This is a genomic window from Actinomycetospora succinea, assembly GCF_004363095.1.
Classification (GTDB): domain Bacteria; phylum Actinomycetota; class Actinomycetes; order Mycobacteriales; family Pseudonocardiaceae; genus Actinomycetospora; species Actinomycetospora succinea.
In genome coordinates this window covers 15,757-36,826 of the sequence record NZ_SNYO01000006.1, presented here as the reverse complement: position 1 = coordinate 36,826, position 21,070 = coordinate 15,757, and the positions used below count along the sequence as shown (strand labels likewise).

Sequence of the window (21,070 nt, the reverse complement as noted above, 5' to 3'; positions counted from 1 at the left end):
GCCGGTTCTCCTCCAGGGATCACACGGGGCTGACGGGGTGGTGACGGCGCCCGCGGGTGCGGGTCCAGCCGTCGGCGTGCCGCAGGCGCGCGACCAGCTCGCCGCGCAGTTCCTCGCCGGGCACGACGGCGTCGACGACGAGCTCGTCGCCCATGCGCAGGAGGTTGACCTCGGCGCGGTGCTCCTCGACGCGGGCGGCGACGAAGGCCTCGCGCTCGTCCTCGTCGGCGATCTCCGCGATCTTGCCCGCGTAGACCGCGTTGACCGACGCCTCGGGGCCCATCGCGCCGATGAACGCGCTGGGCAGCGCGAGGGTCGCCCGCGGCTCGAACCCGGGCGCGCACATGGCGTAGAAGCCGGCCGCGTAGGCCTTGCGCAGGACGATCGTGAACTTCGGGACCTCGGCCGACGACATCGCGGTGATCATCTTGGCGCCGTGGCGGATGATCCCCTGGCGCTCGACGGCGACGCCGACCATGAAGCCGGGCACGTCCTGCAGGAACAGCAGCGGCACGTTGAACGCGTCGCAGAGGCTGATGAACCGGGCGGCCTTGTCGGCGGAGTCGACGTGGATCGCGCCGCTGCGCACGCGCGGCTGGTTGGCGACGAGCCCGACGACCCGCCCCTCCAGCCGGGCGAACCCCACGACGATCTCGGGCGCCCAGTCGGGCTTGACCTCGAAGAACGAGCCGCCGTCGACGAGCCGGTCGATCACGGCGGTGACGTCGTAGCCGACGGTCGGGTCCTCGGGGACGAGGCCGTCCCAGCCGCTGGCCTCGGGCTCGCGCGGCTCCGCGGTCGGCGGGGCGTCCTCGAAGTGGCCGGGGAGGTAGGTGAACAGCAGCCGCGCGGCGGCGATCGCCTGCCAGTCCTCGTCGAACACGGCGTCGCCGCATCCGGAGACCTCGGCGTGCATCCGCGCGCCGCCCATCTCCTCGGCGGTGGTGCGCTCGCCGGTGACCTTCTCGGCCACGCGCGGCGACGCGAGGTACATCGACGCGGCCCCGTCGACCATGCCGACCCAGTCGGTGAACGCCGGCATGTAGGCCCCGCCGGCGGCCGAGGGCCCGTGCAGGCAGCAGATCTGGGGGACGCGCCCGGACAGCGCCACCTGCATGTGGAAGATCTTCGAGGCGCCGCGGCGGCCCGGGAAGAAGCCCATCTGCTCGGTGAGCCGCCCGCCCGCCGAGTCGACGAGGTAGAAGACGGGGAGCAGGTCGCGGTCGGCGCGCTCGAGGATGCGGATCTGCTTCTCGCAGGTGCGCTCGCCCCACGAGCCGGCCTTGACGCCGAAGTCGTGGGCGATCACCGCGACCGGGCGGCCCTCGACGGTGCCCACCCCGGTGACGACGCCGTCGGCCGGCATCCCGGGGGAGTTCGTCGAGGCCAGCACGCCGTCCTCGACGAAGCTGCCCGGGTCGAGCAGCACGTCGAGCCGCTCGCGCACCGGGAGCTTGTCCGGCCACCGGCTCGTGTCCCCGCCGCGGCGGGCCCGCTCCGCGGCGACGAGCACGTCCTCCCCCGAGGGAGGTGCCGGCGCTCCGGGGGGATGGAGCGCCGACACCTCCCACGCGGGAGGCACGCCGTTGGCAGTCCCTGTCACGGCACGAGCCGCTTCGCGAGGATCTCGAGCTGGATCTCGTCGGTGCCGCCGCCGATGCGCAGGATGCGCACGTCGCGGTGGTGGCGCGCGACCGGCGTCTCCTCGAGGTAGCCGGCGCCGCCGTAGAGCTGGACGGCCTCGTCGACGATCCACGCCGCGGCCTTGGCCGCGAAGTACTTGGCCGCCGCCACCGAGCGGTCGGCCTCCGGGTGGCCGCTGTCGAGCCGGTCGGCGGCCTTGTAGGTCATGACGCGCGCGGCCTCGAGCTCGATCTCCATCGCGGCGAGGCGGTGGCGGATCGCCTGGCGGGCGGTCAGCGGCTCGCCCGCGACCTCGCGCCCGCGGACGTACTGGGTGACCGTGTCGAGCGCCTCGGCGGCGTGGCCGAGGCCCATCGCGGCGAGCGCGACCCGCTCGAGCTGGAACGCGCTCATGATCTGGTGGAACCCGCGGCCCTCGACGCCGAGCACGGCGTCCTCGCCCAGCTCGACGCCGTCGAGCACGACCTCGCGGGTGTCCGAGGAGTGCCAGCCCATCTTCGCCAGCGGCGTGCCCATCGACAGCCCGGGCGTCCCGGCGGGCACGACGAACGTCGTGATGCCGCGGTGGCCGCCGTCGGGGTCGGTCTTGGCGCCGACGACGAGGACGTCGGCGAGGCCCGCGTTGGTGATGTACATCTTCTGGCCGTCGAGCACCCAGCCCTCGTCGGTGCGCCGGGCGCGCGTGGTGATGCCGGCGACGTCGGACCCGGCGCCGGGCTCGGTGACGGCGATGGCGGCGATCGCCTCGCCCGCGGCGAGCGCGGCGACCCAGCGTTCGCGCTGGTCGGGGGTGCCGTGACGGACGATGTGCGGGGCGGCCATGTACGCGCTGACCAGCGCGCTGACCGCGATGCCGCCGCAGGCCCGGGAGAGCTCCTCGGAGAGCACGGCGACCGCCGTCGCCTCGCCGCCCCCGCCCGCGGACCCGCCGAACTCCTCGGGGGTGAGCAGGCCGAGCAGGCCCGCGTCGCCGAGCTCCTTCCACAGGCGCTCCGGCGGACGACCCTCGCGCTCGGCCTCCGCGACGACGGGGCGGACGCGCTGGTCGGTGAAGGCCCGGCACGTCGCCCGGAAGTCCTCGTGCACCTCGCCGAGCTCGTGACCCACGTTGCTCCTTGCTTCGACCGACCGGTCGGGCGAAAGTACCCCACATCACACACGTTCGGTCAAGGCGTGCGAGAGGAACCGGGGACGCGATGGCACTGCGGGGGACCGACGGGGGGAGGAGCGGCGGGGGCAGCCGCGCCGACGAGCAGCGGCAACGGATCCTCGCCGGCGCCGTCAGCCTGTTCAGCCGCAGCGGGTACCGCGCGGTGTCGATGAACGACGTCGCCGCGTCGGTCGGGCTCTCCAAGCCGACGCTCTACCACTACGTGCGCACCAAGGAGGACCTGCTCGTCGCGGTCTACGAGGAGGTCCTCGACGAGAGCCTGCGCAGCGCGCGGCGGATCGTCGCCGAGGCACCGTCGACGCGGGAGGCGGTGCGCCGCCTGATCGTCGAGCGCGTCCGCTACACCTGCGAGCACCGCGACCTGCTGACCATCTGCTTCCACGAGGAGTCGGCGCTGCCCGCCGAGCTCGCCGAGCCGATCCTCGAGCGCCGGCGCGAGTTCGAGCGCGTGGTGCGCGACGCCGTCGAGGCCCACCTCGCCGCGACCGGGCGGACCCTGCCGATGTCGGTCGGGACCTACGTCAGCACCTGTCTGGGCGCCGCGAACTGGACCTACAAGTGGTTCGACCCCTCCGGCCCGCGGACGGCGACCGAGCTCGGGGACGACGTCGCGACCGTGCTGCTCGGGCTCCTCGACGGGGGCTGAGCGGGTCCTACGCCGTCAGCAGCGCCTCGTCCTGCACGAAGATCCGCGAGACGGCCGGGTCGACCTGGTTCTCCGCGTGCAGCCGCGTGATCAGGTCGGCGACGGTGACGCCGCGCAGCCCGGCGAGGGTGATCCGCCCGTCGTGGCGGCTCGCGATGCAGCGCTCCACGAGCGGCGCGTGCACCGCGGCGCAGTGGGCGCGCACCCCGTCGGCGACGCCCGCGACGAGCTCGGCGAGCCCGGCCTCGCCGTCGCGGACCACCTCCACGCACGCCTGGTACTGGCGGTCGAGCGGCTTGGACATCACGGTGCCGGGGTGGTCGAGGGCCACCTCGATCTCCTCCAGCAGGTGCCGGCGCACCTTGCGCGCGTCCGCGGCCAGCGCCGGGGCGAGCTCGTCGGCGACCCAGGCCCGGAAGGTCGCGACGTCGACGTCGGGGCGGCGGCGCAGGAACAGCAGGTGGCGCAGCAGCCCGTCGTTCCCGTCCGGGGCGGGGTCGGTGGTGTCGACGAGCGTCGCCGAGGCGTCCCCGAGGCTGGGATAGGCGAGCATCTCGCTGAGGAAGTTGATCCCGTCGAGCATCTGGAAGTGCGACGCCGCCTGGAACGTCTCCAGGTCCTCCATGGACGCGAAGGTCGCCTCGGGCACGCCGTGGAACTCGTCCGCCTCCGCCGGCGCGGCCGACACCCCGTCCACGGCGGGCCAGCGCGAGCCCGGGAACGACACGAGGTGCAGGAACACGCTGCGCAGGCCGGGGTAGCGGGCGGGGAGGGTGACGTGCACGTCGAGCCAGTACTGGCGGAAGTCGGCGACGGTCATCCCCTCCTTCTTGCGCAGGGGCATCACGAGGGTCAGGGCATCCGGCGGGGTCGTCATCGGGTCGCTCCACGGTGAGGGGGATCACAGCGTCGCGAGTGCCCGGGCCGCCCGTCCCGGTCCGGTCCCGCTCACCGGGACGACCCGCGTCAGGCGTCCCGGAACTCCGGGGCGCGCTTCTCGAAGCCCGCCGTCACCGCCTCGACCTGGTTGGGGCTCCCGATCAGCGCGCCGATCTCGGTCTGCTCGGCGGCGAAGCCGGTGGCGAGGTCGACCCGACCCGCGGTGTCCAGCAGGCGCTTGGCCGCGCGGACGGCGTGCGGGCTGCGGCCGGCGATCTCGCGGGCGAGGGCCAGGGCGTCGGTCAGCGGATCGTCGGCGGTGCGCGTGCAGAGCCCGAGCTGCGCGGCCTCGGTGCCGCTGACGACGCGCGCGGTCAGTGTCAGCTCCTTGGCGACGTCCCGGCCGACGAGCTCGGGGAGCACCTGGGTCCCGGTCATGTCGGGGATCAGGCCCCACTTGACCTCCATGACCGAGAGCTTCGCGTCCGGGGCGACGATCCGGATGTCGGCACCGAGCGCGATCTGCAGGCCGCCGCCCAGCGCGTTGCCCCGGATCGCGGCGATCACCGGGACCTCGAGCTCCGCCCACACCCACGCCGCCCGTTGCCCCGTGGCCCGCGCCGGGCCGTCCGACGGCGGGAGCTGCGCCGACGCCGAGAGGCGCTCGCCGTTCGCCATCGCCCGGAAGGACCCGAAGTCGAGGCCGGCGCAGAAGTCGGGACCCTCGCCGGAGAGGACGACGACCCGCACCGACGGGTCCTTCCGCAGCGCCTCCCCGGTGCTCACCAGGCCCTCGAACATCGCCGGGTCCAGCGCGTTGCGCTTCTCCGGCCGCGACAACCGCACGTCGGCGACCCCGTCGACGACCTCGACCCGCACGCGCTGCTCGTCGCTGCTCATGGCACGGGGTCTACCAGCGATGCGGCATCGCTGGCATGTGACGCCAGGATCGCCACATGCTCGCCGGCGCGACACGCCGGGCCGATCCTCGGTGGCGGTACCTCCCCGCGCCCGGCAGCCCGGGTCGGAGATCAGGGGCGTTCTGGCGCACCTGAGATGCGCCGCGAGGTGCGTGACGTCGCCCTTGATCACCGAATCCGCGCCTCACATGCCGGCGCGGGGTGCCCGGGTGGTGATCAGGGGCGACCTGGTGCACCTCGAAGGCGCCGCGAGGTGCGTGACGTCGCCCTTGATCACCGGAGCGCGGCCCCCGGCGCCCTTCCGTCCGCCGCGCCGCCGCTGGCATGCTCGCTGAACGGTCGTTCAGGAGGAGGTCGGTGTGGACTTCGCGCTCCCGGCGGAGCTGACCCAGCGCCTCGCCGCGCTCGACGAGTTCATCGAGCGGGAGATCCGGCCCCTCGAGGAGCAGGACGACAACCAGCGGTTCTTCGACCACCGGCGCGAGTACGCGCGCACCGACTTCGAGAACGGCGGCGTCCCGCGCGCGGAGTGGGAGGAGCTGCTCGGCGAGATGTTCCGCCGGGCCGACGCCGCGGGGTGGCTGCGCTACGGGCTGCCGGCGGACGTCGGCGGGTCCGACGGCACCAACCTCGACATGGCGGTGATCCGCGAGCACCTCGCGCACCGCGGGCTCGGCCTGCACAACGACCTGCAGAACGAGTCGTCGGTGGTCGGCAACTTCCCGTTCGCGCACATGCTCCTGGAGTTCGGCAGCCCGGCGCAGCGCGAGGAGTTCCTCGAGCCGATGCTGACGCGCACCGCGCGCCTCGGTTTCGGCCTCTCCGAGCCCGACCACGGCAGCGACGCCACGTGGATGGAGACCCGCGCGGTCCGCGACGGCGGCGACTGGGTGATCAACGGGGCGAAGCGCTGGAACTCCGGGATGCACTCGGCGACCCACGACGTGGTCTTCGCCCGGACGTCCGGCGCGGACGGCGCCGCCCGCGGCATCACCGCGTTCTTCGTGCCGACGGACACGCCCGGCTTCTCGGTCGACTTCCACTGGTGGACGCTGAACATGCCCACCGACCACGCCGAGGTGAGCCTGCGCGACGTCCGCGTGCCCGACGACGCGATCTTCGGCTCCGAAGGTGAGGGCCTGGGCGTCGCCCAGACCTTCGTCCACGAGAACCGCATCCGCCAGGCCGCCTCGGGCGTCGGCGCCGGCCAGTTCTGCATCGACCGCAGCGTCGACTACGCCCGCGAACGGCACACGTTCGGCGCCCCGCTCGCGACCCGTCAGGCGATCCAGTGGCCCCTGGTCGAGCTGCAGACCGAGGCCGAGATGCTGCGTGGCCTGGTGCGCAAGACCGCGTGGGAGCTCGACCGCCGCCCCCACATGGAGATCAGCGACCGCGTCTCGATGTGCAACTACCGCGCCAACCGCTTCGTCTGCGACGCCGCCGACCGGGCGATGCAGGTCCACGGCGGGCTCGGCTACTCACGGCACACCCCGTTCGAGCACATCTACCGCCACCACCGCCGCTACCGGATCACCGAGGGCTCCGAGGAGATCCAGATGCGCAAGGTCGCGGGCTACCTCTCCGGCTTCGCGGGACCGACCACGCGGTGAGCGCCCCAGGAGATGTGGCAGAGCTAGGCGCCCGACTGGAAAAGCGCCTCACGGAGATCGCCGGCACCGACGTCACCGTCGAGCACCTGCGCCGCCTCACCGCCGGCGCGAGCCGCGAGACGTGGTCGTTCACGGCAGCGGGAGCCGCCGGGCGTCGCGACCTCGTGCTGCGCCGCGACCCGCCCGGCGCCGACCGGCCCGACGGCATGGCGCTCGAGGCGGCGTCGATCGCGGCCGCCGCAGGGGCCGGCGTCCGTGTCCCGCCGCTGGTCGACAGCGGCACCGACCCCGCGACGGTCGGCTCGCCCTACCTGGTCACCGCGCACGTCGCCGGCGAGACGCTCGGCCCGCGCATCCTGCGCGAGGAGCGGTACGCCACCGCCCGTGACGGGCTCGCCGCGGAGCTGGGCCGCACGCTGGCGAGGATCCACGCGATCCCGCTCGACGCCGTGCCGGGCCTCCCGCACGCCGACCCCGTCGAGGAGCTCCGCACGACCTACGACTCCCTCGACGAGCCCCTGCCGACCGTCGAGATCGCCCTGCGCTGGCTCGACCGGCACCGTCCCGCCCCGGTCGCCGACGCGCTCGTCCACGGCGACTTCCGGCTCGGCAACCTCATCGTCGACGAGTCCGGGCTGGCCGCCGTGCTCGATTGGGAGCTGGTGCACCGGGGCGATCCCCGCGAGGACCTCGGCTGGCTGTGCGTGAAGTGCTGGCGGTTCGGTTCGCCGCTGCCCGTCGCCGGTCTCGGGACGGTCGACGAGCTGCTCGACGGCTACGCCGAGGTGGCCGGGGAGCGACCGGACGAGGAGGCCGTCCGGTGGTGGCAGGTCCACCGCACGACGTGGTGGGCGCTGGCGTGCCGGGAGATGGCGCAACGGCACCTGTCCGGGGTGACGCCGTCGGTGGAGCTCGCCGCGATCGGGCGCCGGGTCGCCGAGAACGAGCACGACCTGCTGCTCCTGCTCGGCCACCCGGCACACGAGGACGCCGCGGCCGAGTCGCCGCCCTCCGACCTCTACGGCCGCCCGAGCGCGCCCGACCTCGTCGACGCCGTGACCGCGTTCCTGCGCGAGGACGTCATGGCCTCCGACGACGAGCGCCTCGCCTACCTCGCCCGCGTCGCCGCGAACGTCCTCGGCGGCGTCGGCCGCGAGCTGCGGCTGGGTCCCGAGCACGAGCGCCGCCACCGGGCACGACTGGCGTCGCTGGGCTACGGCGACCAGGCTGGCCTCGCCGCCGCCATCCGCGCCGGGGAGATCGACGACACCGACCCCGCGCTGCTCGCCGTCGTGCGCGCGGCGGTGACCGACCGGCTCGCCGTCGCCAACCCCCGCTACCTGACCCTGCCCGGATGACCGACGGAGGACCGATGCGCACCGTGGCGACCGGACTGGGTTTCCCGGAGGGCCCGATCGCGCTGGGAGGAGGCGACGTCCTCGTCGTGGAGATCCGCCGGGGCACGCTGACGCGCGTCGCGCCCGACGGCACCACCACCGTCGTCGCCGAGCTCGGCGGCGGTCCCAACGGGGCGGCGATCGGCCCGGACGGCGCGGTCTACGTCTGCAACAACGGCGGCTTCACCTGGCACGACCGCGACGGCATCACCGCGCCCGGCCACCAGCCCGACGACTACGCCGGCGGCAGCATCCAGCGCGTCGCGCTCGACACGGGCGAGGTCACCGACCTCTACACGGCCTGCGACGGCCGCCCGCTGCGCGGACCCAACGACATCGTCTTCGACGCCGACGGCGGGTTCTGGTTCACCGACATCGGCAAGAGCCGCGAGCGCGAGCGCGACACCGGCGCGCTGTACTACGCGCGCCCCGACGGGTCGTCGATCACCGAGGTCGTGCACCCGCTGACCCAGCCCAACGGGGTCGGCCTCTCGCCCGACGGCTCCCGGCTGCACGTCGCCGAGACCGTCACGGGCCGGGTGTGGTCCTGGGACGTCGCCGGGCCCGGCCGCCTCGCCCGCGCCGCGGAGCCGGTGGGCCCCCGCGGCGCCGCGCTCCTGCACGGCCTCGGCGGCTACCAGATGTTCGACTCGCTCGCGGTCGACGGCGCGGGCAACGTCTGCGTCGCGACGCTGATGACCGGCGCGATCAGCGTGATCGCCCCCGACGGCACGCTGCTGCGCCAGGTCCCGGTCCCCGAGCACGACCCGTACGTCACCAACATCTGCTTCGCGGGCGGCGGGTCGCGGACCGCCTGGGTCACGTCGTCCGGACGCGGCATCCTCTACGCGCTGGAGTGGGACACCGAGGGTCTCGACCTGGCGTTCACGGCATAAGGAGAGAGCGCATGGCCTGGGACTTCTCCACCGAGCCCGAGTTCGAGGAGCAGCTCGCGTGGATGCGGACGTTCGTCCGCGACGAGATCGAGCCGCTCGAGACGCTCGACCTGGACGGGCCGACGCTGAAGCGGGCGACGGCCCCCCTGCAGGAGGAGGTCAAGGCGCGCGGGCTGTGGGCCGCGCACCTGCCCCCGGAGCTGGGCGGGGGCGGGTTCGGGCAGGTCAAGCTGGGTCTGATGCACGAGATCCTCGGGCGCTGCGCGTACGCCCCGTCGGTGTTCGGCAACAACGCCCCCGACTCGGGCAACGCCGAGCTGCTCGCCCTCGGGGCGAACGACGACCAGAAGAAGCGCTGGATGGAGCCGCTGCTCGACGGCGAGCTGCGCAGCGCGTTCTCGATGACCGAGCCGAACGCCGGCGCCGACCCGACGCTGCTGACGACCCGCGCCGAGCGCGTCGGCGACGAGTACGTCGTCAACGGGCACAAGTGGTTCACGTCGAACGGGTCGGTCGCCGACTTCCTCATCCTCATGGCCGTCACCGATCCGGACGCGGCGCCGCGGCGGCGGGCGTCGATGTTCGTCGTCCCGACCGACACCCCCGGCGTCGAGGTCCTGCGCGACATCCCGACGATGGAGCACCCCGAGGAGCAGGAGCCGCGGCCGGGCGGGCACGCCGAGGTGCTCTACCGCGACGTGCGCGTGCCCGTCGAGAACCTCATCGGCGCCGAGGGGGACGGCTTCCTGCTGGCCCAGAAGCGGCTCGGCCCCGGGCGCATCCACCACTGCATGCGCTGGCTGGGGCAGTCGCAGCGCGCCTTCGACATGCTCTGCGAGCGCGCCGTCTCGCGGTACACGCACGGCTCGGTGCTGTCGGAGAAGCAGATGGTGCAGGACTGGATCGCGACCTCGACCGCCGAGATGACCGCCGCGCGGCTGATGACGCTGCAGGCCGCCTGGAAGATGGACCAGGGCGGCACCGAGGCGGCGCTCACCGACATCGCGATGATCAAGTTCTACGGCGCCACGGTGCTCTACAACGTGATCGACCGCGCGATCCAGGTGCACGGCTCGCTCGGGTTCACCACCGACCTGCCGCTGGAGGGCATGTACCGCCACGCCCGGGCCGCGCGCATCTACGACGGACCCGACGAGGTCCACAAGGTCACCGTCGCCCGCCGGGTGCTGCGTGGCTACGAGCCCCGCGACGTCCCGACCGAGCACGTGCCGACGCGCCGGGAGGAGGCGCGCCGGAAGTTCGCCCACCTGCTGGACGCAGCCGCCGTGGGGGGCTACTAGTTGGCGGCAACCGGATGACCGCTCCACACCCCGAAGGAGAAACCCGGCGATGATCGCTGTGGGAGAGAAGATCCCCGATGTGCCGTTGACGACCGTCGACGCCGAGGGGAACACCGAGTCCGTGCGCTCCGGCGAGCTCTTCGGCAGCGGGCGGAGCGTCCTGTTCGGCGTGCCCGCCGCCTTCAGCCCGACCTGCAGCGACGCGCACCTCCCGGGCTTCGTCGCCCGGGCCTCCGAGATCTCGGCCAAGGGCGTCGACCGGATCGTGTGCGTCTCGGTCAACGACCCGTTCGTCATGGGCGCCTGGGCGAAGGACCAGCAGGTCCACGGCGTGGTCATGCTCGCCGACGGGTCGGCGCTGTTCGCGAAGGCGATGGGCACCGACATGGACGGCACCGACTTCGGGCTCGGGATCCGCTCGCAGCGCTACGCGGCGGTGATCGAGGACGGCACGCTGACCTGGATCGACGTCGAGGACGCGCCGCCGGACCACGAGAAGTCCACCGCCGAGGTCGTGCTCACCAAGCTCTAACGACAGTCGACGACCCGCAGGGCGATCGCCGTGTACCGGTCCACGAGATCGGGCACGGCGAGCCCGCGGTCGGGCTCGTACCAGTGCGCGATGGCGTTGCAGGCGGCCACGACGGCGCGGCGCGCGTCGCCCGGGTGCTCGCAGCGGAACGCCCCGCGCGCGACGCCGTCCTCGACGAGGTCCGCCCACAGGCGGGTCGCGGCGGCGCGCATGCCGTCGAGGCGCTCGCGGTGGGCGGGGTCGAGGTTGCGCCACTCCGACGCCGCGATCGTGCTCTCGACCTGCCGGCTGATCCGGTACTCGACGGTCGCGCGCACGAGCGCCCCGAGCCGCGCCGCGGGGTCGTCGCCGGCGTCGCGCAGCGCCTCGTCGCAGCGCCGGAAGTACTCCTCGGTGCTCTCCTCGATCAGCGCCGCGAGCAGGTCCTGCTTGCCGGAGTGCCAGTGGTAGAGCGCCGAGAGCGACAGGCCCGCGCGCGCGGCGATGTCGCGGATCGAGCTGCCGTGGTAGCCGCGCTCGGCGAAGCTCTCGCGCGCGGCGCGGGTGATCGCCTCCCGCCCGCCACCGCGCGGGACGGCGGCGGTGGTCATCGCGACAGCGTAGTGGCCGGGTGAACGATCGATCGATAGGTTCCGGGCGTATCTGCTGTCCGGGGACGGAGCCGCATCCATGGACCCCACTGATCCCGCCGACGTCCTGCTCACCCGCCGCGACGCGGGCGTGCTGACCCTGACGCTCAACCGGCCGCAGCGACGGAACGCGCTGGACATGGCCTCGTGGCAGGCGCTGCACGCGCAGCTCTCGGCGGCGCGCGACGACGACGCGGTGCGCGCCGTGGTGATCACCGGGGCGGGCGGGGCGTTCTGCGCGGGCGCCGACCTCTCCGGGCCCCGCGAAGGCCACCCGCTGGACCGGATGCGGTTCATCAACGAGGTCGCGCTGCTGCTGCACGAGCTGCCGAAGCCGTCGGTGGCGCAGGTGGACGGCGTCGCGGTCGGGGCCGGCTGGAACCTCGCGCTGGGCTGCGACCTCGTCGTCGCGACGCCCACCTCGCGCTTCTCGCAGATCTTCGCCAAGCGCGGGCTGTCGCTGGACTTCGGCGGGTCGTGGCTGCTGCCGCGCCTGGTCGGGATGCAGCAGGCCAAGCGCCTGGCGCTGCTCGCCGAGATGATCGACGCCGAGGAGGCCCACCGTCTGGGCCTCGTGACGTGGCTGGTCGCCCCCGAGGAGATCGAGGACTTCGTCGCCGACCTGACCGCCCGGCTCGTCGCAGGAGCCCCGGTGGCCGTCGCGCAGTCGAAGGCGCTGCTGCACGAGAACGCCGACCGGACCCTGCGCGACGCGCTCGCCACCGAGGCCCGGACCCAGGCCGTCAACTTCGCGACCGAGGACGCCCCCGAGGCGTTCGCCGCCTTCCGCGACAAGCGGGAGCCGACGTTCACCGGCCAGTGGGCGGTCAAGTGAGCCTCTTCGACCTCTCCGGGCACGTCGCCCTGGTCACCGGTGGCAACTCGGGGATCGGCCTCGGCATGGCCCGCGGGCTCGCGCGGTGCGGCGCCGACGTCGCGCTCTGGGGCACGAACGAGGAGCGCAACGCGGCGGCGGTCGCCGAGCTCGAGGGTCTCGGGGCGTCGGCGCGGGCCTGGCGCTGCGACGTCGGCGACGAGGCGGCGGTCGAGGCGGCGTTCGCGGGCGTGCTCGAGCACTTCGGCCGCGTCGACTCGTGCTTCGCCAACGCCGGCCGCGGCGGGACCGGGGCGCGGTTCGTCGACACGACGCTGGAGGACTTCCGGGCGGTCACCCGGATCAACCTCGACGGCGCGTTCCTGACGCTGCGCGCGGCGGCCCGGCACATGGTCGAGCGCGGGGGCGGCGGGGTGCTCGTCGGCACCTCCAGCGTCTCGACCATCCACGGCGCCCCGCGCAACGAGGCCTACGCGGCGAGCAAGGCCGGGCTGACCGCGATCATCAAGGGCCTGGCCGTCGAGCTCGCGCGCCACGGGATCAACGCGCACTCGATCGTCGCCGGCTGGACCGAGACGCCGATGGCCTCGGGTGTGCTGCACGACGAGCGCTTCGAGCGCGCGGTGATGCCGCGGATGCCGCAGCGGCGCTGGGGCGGGCCGGACGACTTCGCGCGCCTGGCCGTGTACCTCGCGGGCGGCGCCGGCGGGTTCCAGACCGGCGACGAGATCGTCGTCGACGGGGCTTACTCGATCTTCTGACGTGCGGCACCCTGGACCCGTGACGGCGGACGACGCACGGGCCCAGGGCGAGCAGGACGCGTCGGCGGCGGTGGCCGAGGAGGAGCGCTGGCGCATCGCCGGCGCCGGCATGCTCACCGTGCACCCCGTCGAGGCCTGGGTGCCGCGGGCCCACCGCCGCGCCTACCTCGACGGCGCCGCGAGCGTCCTGGGCTACCGGCCGCTCGTGCTGGGCTGAACCGCCGCACGCAACCTGGGTGCAACCTCTGCCCCTGGCGCGCGTGATCGGCTTCACTGTCTCCCGTGCCACACGACCGTGGGCAGGGGCGGGCGAGAGCCCACGGTCGGCCGGACTCGCCCGCGTGGAGGTAGCAGTGACCCAGACGGTGGAGAGCACCCGCAGCGAGGCCGGGGCGCGGGTGGACTCCTGGCTCGGCGCGTTCGCGGACGCGCTCGGAGCCGGGGACGGCGACCGTGCGGCGGGCCTGTTCGCCGCGGAGTCCTACTGGCGCGACCTGGTGTCGTTCACCTGGAACCTGATCACCGTCGAGGGCCCGGCGGGGGTCGCCGAGGTCGTGCGCTCCGACGCCGCCCGGCAGGTGACGCCGGTGACCTTCGAGGTCAGCGGCGAGCCGACCGAGGCCGACGGGGTGACCGAGGCCTGGCTGAAGTTCGAGACCGCGATCGGGCGGGGCACCGGGCACCTGCGCCTGGACGCCGAGGGCAAGGCGTGGACGCTGCTGACCACGCTCGACGAGCTCAAGGGCCACGAGGAGCCGGCGAGCCCGAACGCGGACCGTCCGTTCGGCACCGAGCACGGCGCCAACCCCGACCGCGTCACCTGGGCCGAGCAGCGCGAGGCCGAGGCCGCGGAGCTGGGCTACACCCGCCAGCCCGAGGTCGTCGTGATCGGCGGCGGGCAGGGCGGTATCGCGCTGGGCGCGCGGCTGCGTCAGCTGGGCATCGAGGCGATCATCGTCGAGCGCAACGAGAAGCCCGGCGACTCGTGGCGCAAGCGCTACAAGAGCCTCGCCCTGCACGACCCGGTCTGGTACGACCACCTGCCCTACCTGAAGTTCCCGGACAACTGGCCGGTCTTCTCGCCGAAGGACAAGATCGGCGACTGGCTCGAGATGTACGCCAAGGTCATGGAGCTGAACTACTGGGGCTCCACGACGGCGAAGAGCGCCTCGTTCGACGAGGCCTCCGGGGAGTGGTCGGTGGTCGTCGACCGCGCCGGCGAGGAGCTCACGCTGCACCCGAAGCAGCTCGTCTTCGCGCTCGGGGTCTCGGGCAAGCCGAACATCCCCAGCGTGCCCGGCGAGGACGTCTTCCAGGGCGAGATCCAGCACTCCTCGCAGCACCCCGGCCCGGACGCCTACAAGGGCAAGAAGGTCGTGGTCATCGGGTCGAACAACTCGGCGTTCGACATCTGCGGCTCGCTCTGGGAGGTGGGCGCCGACGTCACGATGGTGCAGCGCTCCTCGACCCACATCATCCGCTCCGAGACGCTGATGACCTACGCCCTCGGGGACCTGTACTCCGAGGAGGCCGTGCGCAACGGGGTCGACACGTACACGGCGGACATGATCTTCGCGTCGCTGCCGTACCGGATCATGCACAACTTCCAGAAGCCGGCCTACGACAAGGCCCGCGAGGTCGACGCGGACTTCTACCGGCGCCTGGAGGAGGCCGGGTTCGACCTGGACTTCGGCGACGACGACTCGGGCCTGTTCATGAAGTACCTGCGCCGCGGCTCGGGCTACTACATCGACGTGGGCGCCGCCGAGCTCGTCGCCGACGGCAAGGTCAAGCTCGCCAAGGGCCAGATCGTCGAGCTGACCGAGAAGGAGGTCGTGCTCGACAACGGCACGCGCCTCGAGGCCGACCTCGTCGTCTGGGCCACCGGCTACCGGTCCATGAACGGGCTCGCCGCCGACATCATCGGCCAGGAGATGGCCGACAGGGTCGGCAAGGTCTGGGGCCTGGGCTCGGACACCACCAAGGACCCCGGTCCCTGGGAGGGCGAGCAGCGCAACATGTGGAAGCCGACCCAGCAGGACAACCTGTGGTTCCACGGCGGCAACCTGCACCAGTCGCGCTTCTACTCGCTCTACCTCGCCCTGCAGCTCAAGGCGCGCTCGGTCGGCATCCCGACGCCGATCCACGGGCGCCAGGAGTCGCACCACACCTCCTGAGGGTCGCCCGCCTGACGAACGAACGGCGCTTTCGCTGCTTCCGATGCAGCGAAAGCGCCGTTCGTTTTTCCGGGAGGCGCGCGGTCGGCGGGCGCGCCTGGTCCGATCAGGTGCGGGCGGGCTCCTCGACGAGGTCGAGGACCACGTCGCCGCGGGTGGTCCGGCCGTCGGCGAGGACGATCCGCTGCGCGCTCGGGGCGAGCCCGGGCGCGCCGGTGACCAGGAGGTGGTCGCCGGGACCCGCGGCGCGCAGGTCGAAGTCGCCCTCGGCGTCGCTGACCGCCCGTCCCGACTCGCGACCCGCGGGGTCGACGAGCGTCAGGGTCGCGCCGGCCACGGCGCCGCCCCCGGCGTCGCGGACGGCGCCGACGAGGCCGGTGCTGTCGGTGCTCGCCGTGGCCTCCGTCGTCGCCGTGGTCTCCGTCGTCGTCGCGCTCTGCGGACGCCCGCCGCGGACCAGCAGGCCGCAGACCACCGCGCCGACCGCGAAGAGGATCGCCGCCGCGGTGAAGGCCGCCGAGTAGCCGCTGACCGTCGCGGCGCCCGGGTCGCCGGGGGCGGTGGTGAGCGCGGCCGCCGTGGCCGTACCCGCGATGCTCGAGAGCAGCGCCGTCCCGACGGACCCGCCGACCTGCTGCATCGTGTTGACCGTCGCCGACGCCACCCCGGCGTCGGCGGGCTGCACGCCGAGCGTCGCGGTGTTGATCCCCGTCGACATCGCGGTGCCCATGCCGAGGCCCATGAGGACCAGGCCGGGCAGGACGCCGACGACGTAGGTGCTGTCGACCGTGAGCTGCGAGAACCACAGCATCGCCGAGGTGCCCAGCACGAGGCCGGTGATCACCAGCGGCTTCGGGCCGAGCCGGGGGAGCAGCGCGTTCGGCACCGTCGTCGAGGCGGTGACGATCGAGGCCACCATGGGCAGGAAGGCCACGCCGGTGAGGACGGGGGAGAAGCCGAGGTTGCGCTGCAGGTAGAAGGTCAGGAACAGCGAGACCCCGAACATCCCGGACGCGAGCACCAGCACCGTCAGGTAGGCACCGCCGCGGGTGCGGTCGAGGATGACGCGCAGCGGCAGCAGCGGCGCGGACACCCGGCGCTGGATCAGCACGAAGACGCCGAGGAGCACCACGCCGGCGGCCAGGAAGGCCCACACGACCGGCGAGCTCCACCCGTCGGTCTCCGCGCTCGCGAGGCCGAAGACCAGCCCGAACAGACCGGCCGACGCCGCGAGCGTGCCGCCGACGTCGAGCTGCGGACGGCCCCGGCGCTGCATGCTCGGCAGCAGGATCAGCCCGCCGACGAGCGCCACGACGGCGAACACCGCGTTGACGTACATGCACCAGCGCCAGTCGACGTACTCGGTGAGCACGCCGCCGAGCAGCAGCCCGATGGCCGCGCCGGCGCCGACGATGGCGCTGAAGATGCCGAACGCCCGCGCGCGCTCGCGCCCGCCCGGGAACGTCGTCGTCAGCAGCGAGAGCGCGGCCGGCGCGAGGAGGGCGCCGAAGACGCCCTGGGCCGCGCGGGCGGTCACGAGCATGACGAGGTCGGTCGCGGCGCCGCCGACCATCGAGGCCACGGCGAAGCCGATGAGCCCGGTCACGAAGGCGCGCTTGCGGCCGAAGAGGTCGGACATGCGGCCGCCGAGCAGCAGGAGGCTGCCGAACGCCAGCGCGTAGGCCGTGATGACCCACTGGCGCTGGGCGTCGTCGAAGCCAAGGTCGACCTGCGCCGAGGGGAGCGCGATGTTCACGATCGTGTTGTCGAGCACGACCATGAGCTGCGCCACAGCGATCACCGCGAGGATGGCCCAGCGGCGTCCGCCGGGCGCGACGGGAGCGGTGCTGGTCACAAAGTCACGACCATTCTGTCGGGATTGAGGAGAAATGCCCGGCCGTCCGGCGGGGCTTTCTCTCGACGCTATGACCTCGAGCGCGGTCGAGGTCCAGTCGATTCCCGCGACGTATGCGGAATCGACGGGCGGTCGGCGGGGCACGCTGCCGTCATGGAGTACACGAAGCTCGGCATGACGGGGCTCGACGTCTCACGGATCTGTCTGGGTGCCATGAGCTACGGCGAGCCGAACGACCGCTGGCCGTGGGCGCTGACGGACGACCAGGCGGAGCCCTTCTTCCGCCAGGCGCTCGACGCGGGCATCAACTTCTTCGACACGGCCGACGTCTACTCCGCCGGCACGTCCGAGGAGATCACCGGGCACTGGCTGAACCAGATGGCCGACCGCGACGAGATCGTCGTCGCCACCAAGATCTTCAACCGGATGCGGAAGGGCCCCAACGGTGCGGGCCTCTCGCGCAAGGCGATCATGACCGGCATCGACGCCTCGCTTCGCCGGCTCGGCATGGACTACGTGGACCTCTACCAGATCCACCGCTGGGACTACGAGACGCCCATCGAGGAGACGCTCGAGGCGCTCCACGACGTCGTCAAGGCGGGCAAGGCGCGCTACATCGGGGCGTCCTCGATGTGGGCGTGGCAGTTCGCGAAGGCGCTGCACCTGCAGGACGTGAACGGGTGGATCCGGTTCATCACGATGCAGGACCACTACAACCTGCTCTACCGCGAGGAGGAGCGGGAGATGCTCCCGCTGTGCGCCGACGAGGGCGTCGGGTCGATCCCGTGGAGCCCGCTGGCCCGCGGCAAGCTGACCCGTGACTGGGACTCCTCGACCACGCGCGGCGACACCGACGAGTTCGGCAAGACGCTCTACCGCGACACCGACCGGCACATCGTCGAGAAGGTCGCGGAGGTCGCCGAGAAGCGCGGCGTCTCGCGGGCCCAGGTCGCGCTGGCCTGGGTGCTGGCCAACCCGGTCGTCGACTCGCCGATCGTCGGTGCGACGAAGGAGCACCACCTCGCCGACGCGATCGCGGCCGTCGACCTGCACCTCGACGACGACGAGATCGCGGGTCTCGAGGAGCGCTACGAGCCGCGCGACGTGGCCGGCCACCGATAGCGGTCCGGCGCTACGGTCGCCGGCGTGTCCTTCGCCGTCGCCCTGCCCGTCGCCGATCGGCGGATCGCCCACGACTTCTACCGCGCGGCGTTCGGGCTGGAGACGGTCGGCGAGCTCGGTGACGACGGCCTGCCCGAGCCCCTGCAGTTCGTCCTCGCCCCGGGCGTCGTCCTGGTCCTCGTGCCCCGCGGCGGCTTCGGCTGGGTGGCGGCCGGGAACGACGTCGTCGAGGCGGGACGGAGCGAGTGCATCCTCTCCCTCCTCGTCCCGACCGCCGAGGACGTCGACCGCGTCACCGAGCAGGCGCGCCGCACCGGCGCGTCGGTGAAGGTCGAGCCCGGCGACCCCGGCTGGGGCCACCAGAGCACCCTCGCCGACCCGGACGGGCACCTCTGGATGATCCAGATCGATCCGACGGCCTGACGCCCGCGCGTCGTTCAGGCCCCGCCCGGCGCCGCCCCCGACGCGACCTTCTTGCGCAGCTCGCCGACCTCGGTCGCCGAGAAGCCGCGCGACGTCAGCCAGGAGCGGACGGACTCGCCGTACGGGTGGCGGGTGGGGACGACGTTGTAGACGTAGTTGAGCTGGCGCGCCGCGGCCTCCCGCTCGAGGTTCTCCAGCACGAACACGCCGACGCCCGTCCCCCGCACACCCGGCGCCGCGATGATCAGGATCTCGGCGTCGCCCCACGTGTCGTCGAGGCGGCCGTAGCCGACGGGCGCGCCGTCGCCGTCCTCCACGCGCCACCACGCGTCGCCGAGCGGGCGGCCCACCTCGGGGTGGCCGAGGCCGAAGAGCGTCGGCGGCAGGTCACCCAGCGCCGCGGCCTTGTCCTGGTCCCAGCGCGGGTCCTGCTCGGCGATCCACTGCCACGTCATCGTGTGTCCTCCAACGTTCTACAGCTCTATGCACCAGCGTCGGATTCTCGTAGAGTGTGGCCCGCACGACAAGGAGGGACCACCACCGTGACCGTTCTCGACGATGCGCCTGCGGCCGCGCAAGCCCCTGAAGCCGTTCCCCAGGTCGACTTCGACACCGACCCCGCGCAGTACCGCCACTGGCGGTTCGAGATCGACGGGGAGACGGCCTGGGTCTACCTCGACGTCGCCGAGGACGGCGGGCTCGTGCCCGGCTACGAGCTCAAGCTGAACTCGTACGACCTGGGCGTGGACATCGAGCTCTACGACCTCACCCAGCGCCTGCGCTTCGAGCACCCCGAGGTGCGCAGTGTGGTGCTGACCAGCGGCAAGGACTCCAACTTCTGCGCGGGCGCGAACATCCGGATGCTCGCCCAGTCGAGCCACCCGTGGAAGGTGAACTTCTGCAAGTTCACCAACGAGACGCGCAACGGCATCGAGGACATGACCGCCAACTCGGGCCAGACCTGGGTGGCGGCGCTCAACGGCACCGCGGCCGGCGGCGGCTACGAGATGGCCCTGGCCTGCGAGACGATCCTGCTGGTCAACGACCGGTCGAGCGCGGTGGCGCTCCCCGAAGTCCCGCTGCTCGGCGTCCTCCCCGGCACCGGCGGACTGACCCGCGTCACCGACAAGCGCCACGTGCGCAAGGACCGCGCCGACATCTTCGCCACCAAGTCCGAGGGCTTCCAGGGCCCGAAGGCCGTCGAGTGGAAGCTCGTCGATGAGACGGTCTCGCGCAAGCAGTGGGACTCCACGGTGCGGGCGCGCGCCGCCGAGGCCGCCGAGGGCTCGAGCCGGCCGACCGACGCCACCGGGGTCTCGCTGCCTCCCCTCCGCCGCGAGATCACCGACGACGCCATCACCTATCCCCACGTCCGCTGCGAGCTCGACCGCGACGCCCGCACCGCGACGATCACGGTCCTCGGCCCCGAGCCCGGCACGGTGCCCGAGTCGCTCGACCGCATTTGCGCGCTCGGCGCCGACTTCTGGCCGCTCGCGATGACCCGCGAGCTCGACGACCTCATCCTGCGGCTGCGCACCAACGAGCTCGAGATCGGCACCTGGCTCGTCCGCACCCAGGGCTCGATCGAGGGCGCGCTCGCGTTCGAGCGGGTCATCGCCGAGCACTCCGGCTCGGACTGGCTCGTCAACGAGATCCGCCACTACTTCAAGCGCACGCTCAAGCGCCTCGACGTCACCAGCCGCACGCTGATCGCGCTGATCGAGCCCGGCAGCTGCTTCGCCGGCGCGCTGCTCGAGTTGGCCCTGGCGTGCGACCGCCAGTACATGCTCGAGGGCATCTTCGAGGACGCCGACGAGGAGCAGGAGCCGGCACAGATCGTGCTCACCGCGTCGAACTTCGGCGCGTTCCCCATGGGCAACGGGCTGACCCGGCTGCAGTCCCGGTTCTACGGCGACGACGACACGGTCACCGAGCTGCACGGCCGGACCGACGAGCGGATGACCGGCGCGCAGGCCGAGGAGGCCGGGCTGGTCACCGACGCCCCGGACGACATCGACTGGGAGGACGAGATCCGCATCCTGCTCGAGGAGCGGGCCTCCCTGTCGCCGGACGCGCTGACCGGCATGGAGGCGAACCACCGGTTCGTCGGCCCGGAGACCATGGAGACGCGGATCTTCGGTCGCCTGACCGCCTGGCAGAACTGGATCTTCATCAGACCGAACGCCTCGGGGTCCGAGGGCGCGCTGCGCCGCTACGGCACCGGACGCAAGGCCGATTTCGACAAACAGCGTGTCTGATTCTTGGGAGA

20 protein-coding genes are annotated in these 21,070 nt (G+C 72.9%); 13 read left to right on the top strand and 7 right to left on the bottom strand.

The window, feature by feature from the left end; translation table 11 throughout:
• Nucleotides 1-19: 19 nt before the first annotated feature.
• Together EV188_RS20290 and EV188_RS20285 are read right to left on the bottom strand one after the other, a co-directional pair.
• A complete protein-coding gene (locus EV188_RS20290) occupies nt 20-1,513 on the bottom strand; it encodes an acyl-CoA carboxylase subunit beta (RefSeq protein WP_166659990.1) in 1,494 nt (497 codons plus the stop codon).
• Nucleotides 1,514-1,599: 86 nt separating this feature from the next.
• Nucleotides 1,600-2,751: an acyl-CoA dehydrogenase family protein gene (locus tag EV188_RS20285; protein ID WP_133828137.1), complete on the bottom strand. Its 1,152-nt coding sequence runs from the start codon at nt 2,749-2,751 to the stop codon at nt 1,600-1,602.
• An 89-nt stretch (nt 2,752-2,840) separates the two neighbouring features.
• Here EV188_RS20285 and EV188_RS20280 point away from each other — a divergent pair, with 89 nt between their 5' ends.
• On the top strand, nt 2,841-3,461 hold the full coding sequence (locus tag EV188_RS20280) for a TetR/AcrR family transcriptional regulator (RefSeq protein ID WP_133828136.1): 621 nt from the start codon (nt 2,841-2,843) through the stop codon (nt 3,459-3,461).
• Nucleotides 3,462-3,468: 7 nt separating this feature from the next.
• On the opposite strand, the gene EV188_RS20275 is transcribed toward EV188_RS20280, so the two are convergent.
• Together EV188_RS20275 and EV188_RS20270 are read right to left on the bottom strand one after the other, a co-directional pair.
• Entirely contained in the window at nt 3,469-4,338 is an 870-nt protein-coding gene (locus EV188_RS20275; protein WP_133828135.1) for an EthD domain-containing protein, read from the bottom strand.
• Nucleotides 4,339-4,427: 89 nt separating this feature from the next.
• Nucleotides 4,428-5,240, bottom strand: a complete 813-nt coding sequence (locus EV188_RS20270; RefSeq protein WP_133828134.1) for a crotonase/enoyl-CoA hydratase family protein — start codon at nt 5,238-5,240, stop codon at nt 4,428-4,430.
• A 379-nt stretch (nt 5,241-5,619) separates the two neighbouring features.
• Between EV188_RS20270 and EV188_RS20265 the strand changes: the two genes are divergently transcribed.
• Genes EV188_RS20265 through EV188_RS20245 form a run of 5 tightly spaced genes read left to right on the top strand, consistent with a single transcriptional unit; the run spans nt 5,620 to nt 10,999 of the window.
• A complete protein-coding gene (locus EV188_RS20265; RefSeq protein ID WP_133828133.1) occupies nt 5,620-6,873 on the top strand; it encodes an acyl-CoA dehydrogenase family protein in 1,254 nt (417 codons plus the stop codon).
• A gap of 14 nt (nt 6,874-6,887) precedes the next feature.
• Nucleotides 6,888-8,231, top strand: coding sequence for a phosphotransferase family protein (locus EV188_RS20260; protein ID WP_243741865.1), 1,344 nt, complete (start codon nt 6,888-6,890; stop codon nt 8,229-8,231).
• A complete protein-coding gene (locus tag EV188_RS20255) occupies nt 8,228-9,166 on the top strand; it encodes an SMP-30/gluconolactonase/LRE family protein (protein WP_243741864.1) in 939 nt (312 codons plus the stop codon). The genes EV188_RS20260 and EV188_RS20255 overlap by 4 nt, the downstream gene beginning before the upstream one ends.
• A gap of 11 nt (nt 9,167-9,177) precedes the next feature.
• Entirely contained in the window at nt 9,178-10,467 is a 1,290-nt protein-coding gene (locus EV188_RS20250; RefSeq protein WP_133828132.1) for an acyl-CoA dehydrogenase family protein, read from the top strand.
• 49 nt (nt 10,468-10,516) lie between these two features.
• Nucleotides 10,517-10,999 carry a peroxiredoxin gene (locus EV188_RS20245; RefSeq protein ID WP_133828131.1) on the top strand — a complete coding sequence of 161 codons (483 nt, stop codon included), beginning with the start codon at nt 10,517-10,519 and terminating at the stop codon, nt 10,997-10,999.
• Here the strand turns inward: EV188_RS20245 and EV188_RS20240 are convergent.
• On the bottom strand, nt 10,996-11,589 hold the full coding sequence (locus tag EV188_RS20240) for a TetR/AcrR family transcriptional regulator (protein WP_243741863.1): 594 nt from the start codon (nt 11,587-11,589) through the stop codon (nt 10,996-10,998). The two genes, EV188_RS20245 and EV188_RS20240, sit on opposite strands and share 4 nt — an antisense overlap.
• Before the next feature lie 79 nt (nt 11,590-11,668).
• On the opposite strand from EV188_RS20240, the gene EV188_RS20235 reads away from it, so the two are divergent.
• The 4 genes from EV188_RS20235 (at nt 11,669) to EV188_RS20220 (ending at nt 15,401) form a co-directional block, all read left to right on the top strand.
• Entirely contained in the window at nt 11,669-12,463 is a 795-nt protein-coding gene (locus EV188_RS20235; protein ID WP_133828129.1) for an enoyl-CoA hydratase/isomerase family protein, read from the top strand.
• Nucleotides 12,460-13,224 carry an SDR family NAD(P)-dependent oxidoreductase gene (locus EV188_RS20230; protein ID WP_243741862.1) on the top strand — a complete coding sequence of 255 codons (765 nt, stop codon included), beginning with the start codon at nt 12,460-12,462 and terminating at the stop codon, nt 13,222-13,224. Before EV188_RS20235 ends, EV188_RS20230 begins: the two co-directional genes overlap by 4 nt.
• Before the next feature lie 19 nt (nt 13,225-13,243).
• A complete protein-coding gene (locus tag EV188_RS20225) occupies nt 13,244-13,441 on the top strand; it encodes a hypothetical protein (RefSeq protein WP_133828127.1) in 198 nt (65 codons plus the stop codon).
• A gap of 136 nt (nt 13,442-13,577) precedes the next feature.
• The gene (locus tag EV188_RS20220; protein ID WP_133828126.1) at nt 13,578-15,401 is read left to right on the top strand and encodes a flavin-containing monooxygenase; all 1,824 of its coding nucleotides are present in this window, start codon (nt 13,578-13,580) and stop codon (nt 15,399-15,401) included.
• Between the two features lie 106 nt (nt 15,402-15,507).
• On the opposite strand, the gene EV188_RS20215 is transcribed toward EV188_RS20220, so the two are convergent.
• On the bottom strand, nt 15,508-17,256 hold the full coding sequence (locus EV188_RS20215) for an MFS transporter (protein WP_341770783.1): 1,749 nt from the start codon (nt 17,254-17,256) through the stop codon (nt 15,508-15,510).
• A 153-nt stretch (nt 17,257-17,409) separates the two neighbouring features.
• On the opposite strand from EV188_RS20215, the gene EV188_RS20210 reads away from it, so the two are divergent.
• A complete protein-coding gene (locus EV188_RS20210) occupies nt 17,410-18,378 on the top strand; it encodes an aldo/keto reductase (RefSeq protein WP_133828125.1) in 969 nt (322 codons plus the stop codon).
• A gap of 24 nt (nt 18,379-18,402) precedes the next feature.
• On the top strand, nt 18,403-18,801 hold the full coding sequence (locus tag EV188_RS20205; protein WP_133828124.1) for a VOC family protein: 399 nt from the start codon (nt 18,403-18,405) through the stop codon (nt 18,799-18,801).
• A gap of 14 nt (nt 18,802-18,815) precedes the next feature.
• Here the strand turns inward: EV188_RS20205 and EV188_RS20200 are convergent, their stop codons facing one another.
• Nucleotides 18,816-19,256: a GNAT family N-acetyltransferase gene (locus tag EV188_RS20200; protein ID WP_133828123.1), complete on the bottom strand. Its 441-nt coding sequence runs from the start codon at nt 19,254-19,256 to the stop codon at nt 18,816-18,818.
• 87 nt (nt 19,257-19,343) lie between these two features.
• Between EV188_RS20200 and boxC the strand changes: the two genes are divergently transcribed.
• Nucleotides 19,344-21,059: a 2,3-epoxybenzoyl-CoA dihydrolase gene (gene boxC, locus EV188_RS20195; protein WP_133828122.1), complete on the top strand. Its 1,716-nt coding sequence runs from the start codon at nt 19,344-19,346 to the stop codon at nt 21,057-21,059.
• Nucleotides 21,060-21,070: the final 11 nt, after the last annotated feature.